Source organism: Methylobacterium tarhaniae, from assembly GCF_001043955.1.
GTDB lineage: Bacteria > Pseudomonadota > Alphaproteobacteria > Rhizobiales > Beijerinckiaceae > Methylobacterium > Methylobacterium tarhaniae.
In genome coordinates this window covers 1-3367 of sequence record NZ_LABZ01000257.1, presented here as the reverse complement: position 1 = coordinate 3367, position 3367 = coordinate 1, and the positions used below count along the sequence as shown (strand labels likewise).

Genomic DNA, 3367 nt, shown 5'->3' with positions numbered 1-3367 from the left:
TGCAGCACGCCCATACACGCGTCTCGTCCTTCTTTTTTTATTGAAATGACGCGCCCCCCACTGATATACACCCCCCCCTATTCGTCGGCAGCGTCAGATGTTTAAAAGAGACAGCCCGAGCAGAACGGCCCGTGCCCCCGGGTCGTCCGGCCGCCGCCCGCCATGAACAGCATGTCGCCCTGGCCCAGAAGCTGCTCGGCGCCCATCTCGCCGAGAATCGTCCGCGAGTCGATCTTCGAGGTCACCTGGAACGAGATCCGGGTCGGGAAGTTCGCCTTGATCGTGCCGGTGATCACGTCCACCGACGGGCGCTGCGTCGCCATGATCAGGTGAAGGCCCGCCGCACGCGCCATCTGGGCGAGGCGCTGGATCGCACCTTCGATGTCCTTGCCCGCCACCATCATCAGGTCGGCCATCTCGTCGACCACGATCACGATGTAGGGCAGGGCGGAGAGGTCCATGACCTCGTCCTCGTAGACGGCCTCGCCGGTCTCGCGGTCGAAGCCGGTCTGCACCGTGCGGGTGATCACCTCGCCGCGGGCGCGCGCCTCCGCCACCCGGGCGTTGAACCCGTCGATGTTGCGGACCCCGAGCTTCGACATCTTCTTGTAGCGCTCCTCCATCTCGCGCACCGCCCATTTGAGGGCGATGACCGCCTTCTTGGGATCGGTGACCACCGGGGAGAGCAGGTGCGGGATGCCGTCATAGACGGAGAGTTCGAGCATCTTGGGATCGACCATGATCAGGCGGCACTCCTCCGGCTTCATGCGGTAGAGCAGCGACAGGATCATGGTGTTGATGGCGACCGACTTGCCCGAGCCGGTGGTGCCGGCCACCAGCAGGTGGGGCATGCGGGCGAGGTCGGCGATGATCGCCTCGCCGCCGATGTTTTTCCCTAGGCAGAGCGCGAGCTTCTGCTTGGTCTCGGTGAAGACCGGCGAGGTCAGGAGCTCGCGCAGGTACACCGTCTCGCGCTTGAGGTTCGGCAACTCGATGCCGATGGCGTTGCGGCCCTGGACGACGGCGACGCGGGCGGAGATGGCGGACATCGAGCGGGCGATGTCGTCGGCGAGCGAGATGACGCGGCTCGACTTGGTGCCCGGCGCCGGCTCCATCTCGTAGAGCGTGACGACGGGGCCCGGGCGCACGGCCAGGATCTCCCCGCGCACGCCGAAATCCTGGATCACCTGCTGCAGCTGGAGGGCATTGTCCTCCAGCATCTCGGGATCGAGGTTGCTGCCGTCCGATTCCCGCGGCTCGGCCAGGAGGTCGACCGAGGGCAGCTCGTAGGGCACCTCGACGGCGCGCGCGGCCTGGCGCAGCGGGATGGTGGCGACGGGCGCGAGGATGTCGTCCTCGTCGTCCCCGTCCTCGTCGCCGTCGAGGCCGAGGTCGCAATCGAGCCCCGCCGTGCCGATGACCAGGCCGTGCGGCTCCGCCGCCGGCTTCTCCGGCGCGGAGGGCGACCAGGACGGCGCCGTCGCGACGGTCTCCGGCTCGGAGGCCGGGGAGGCGGGCGGCTCGGCGGGCGGCACCGGTTGCGACGCGGTCGGCACCGGCTGCGATGCAACCGGCAGGATGATGCGCGGCGGACGCGGCGGGGCGGGCAGCGTCGGGGAGGGCGGCTGCGCGTTCAGGCGGCCGGTCGGCACGTAGACGAAGGGCTGCGCTCCCCGCGGCGCGGCGGGAGAGGCGGACTCGGCGACCGGTTCCGACGCAGGCCGATCCTCGGTGGAGGCGAGGACCGTCACGGCCGGCAGGGTCTGGACCGTCTCGGCATGGGCTACGGGCAGCGCGTCCGCGGCGATGAACGACCACGGCACCGGCGTGAAGGCGAGGGGCGCAACGGACGGAGGCGCCGTGAGACGGACAAGCTCCGGCTCGACGGCAGGCGTGGCCTCGAGCGCGGCCTCGACCTCCGACGCGATTCCCGCCTCTTGCTCCGCCTCTTCGGCGACAGGGGATGGCAGCGGCTCGACCGAGGGCTGAGGCTCCACCGGGACGGGCAGGAACGCCGTCGCCGCGAGGGGCGCGTAGGTGAGGGCCAGCATCGGGGCGGGGGCCGGCAGCAGGATCGCGGCCTGCGGCAGGTCGTCCGCGGAGCCCGGCGCGGAGACCTCTTCCGCGAGCGCGGCCAGCGGAGAAACGACGTCCGTCGTCGCGACCGCCGCTTCGGCGGCGGGCTCGGATGCGAGCGCCACATCGGTCGACCGGTCGACCGGCGAGTCGGCCGGCAGCTCCGGCGCGGCGCCCGCGACGGTCTCGACATCCGGGTCCGGGACCGGTTCCGAGACGACGGATTCCAGGTCGACGGATTCCAGGGCGACGGGCTCGGCCGGAAGCGCCGGCTCCTCGGCCGGCTCCTCGGCGGCGGGCGGAGCCTCGACCAGGACGGGCGACTCCTCCGCGACCGGCTCCGGCAGCGGCCGGTTGTCCTGCTCCGCGGTAATCGGCAGGGGACGGGTCCAGTCGTGCTGGAGCAGACGGTCGAGGGCGTAGACCGGACGCGGCGGCAGCGAGCGCAGGTGCGAGACGTCGACGGGCACCAGGATGGCGCTGTTCGGCACGTCGAAGACCTGGGCGGGCGCGGCCGGCGCATCCGCGACGGGGTTCTGGACCGACAGGTCCGGCACGGACGAGGCCGTCGCGACGGGCTCGGCAGACGCCGCCGCGGTGCAGGCGGCTGCGGCCTGCGCTTCCACGGGCGCGGCGATCTCGGGATCGGCACTCGCCTCGGCCGAATGGTCCTGCGGCGCCGCGGCCTCGACCGGCTCCAAAGCCACGGGCGCCATGTCCCGGACAGGCTCCGCCGTCGCGGCGGGCGTGTCGGCCGCCGCGTCCGACGGCATGGCGGGCCTGTCGGGCTCGGGCGCCGCTTCGCCGACAGCGACCTCCACCGGCACGACCTCGGCCGAGCCGTCCTGCGGCGCCGCGGCCTCCGCCGGAGGGGCTTCCTCCTGGGCGTGACGCAGGAGATGGTCCGGCGTGCGGGTGAAGCGCACGCCCGGCGGCAGGACGAAGGGCTGGCGCCACAGGGGCACCGCGGCGGCGGCAGCCGCGGCCTCGGCTTCGGCCCGGACCGCCTCGGCCTCGGCGCGAGCCGCCTCGGCGGCCGCGAGCTCGGCGGCGGCGCGGGCGGCGGCCTCGGCCTCGGCGGCGAGCCGGGCCTCCTCCTTCTCCCGCAGGGCCTGCTCGCGCCGGCGCTGGCGGGCCTGCAGCACGTGGTCGGGCGTGCGGGTGAAGCGCACGCCGGCCTCGGCGGGCCGCTCGGCCGGGGCGGGGCGCGGCCGCGCCTCCGCCGGCGCGGCGGCCGGCTCCGCCTCGCGGCGGCGCGCGCGGGTCAGCACGGCCCGGGCCGGGCCGGCCG

1 protein-coding gene is annotated in these 3367 nt (G+C 73.6%); it reads right to left on the bottom strand.

Translation table 11 applies throughout. From position 1 onward, the window contains the following. Nucleotides 1–101 precede the first annotated feature (101 nt). Nucleotides 102–2792, bottom strand: coding sequence for a DNA translocase FtsK (locus tag VQ03_RS34830; RefSeq protein WP_425350103.1), 2691 nt, complete (start codon nucleotides 2790–2792; stop codon nucleotides 102–104). Between the last annotated feature and the right edge of the window lie 575 nt (nucleotides 2793–3367).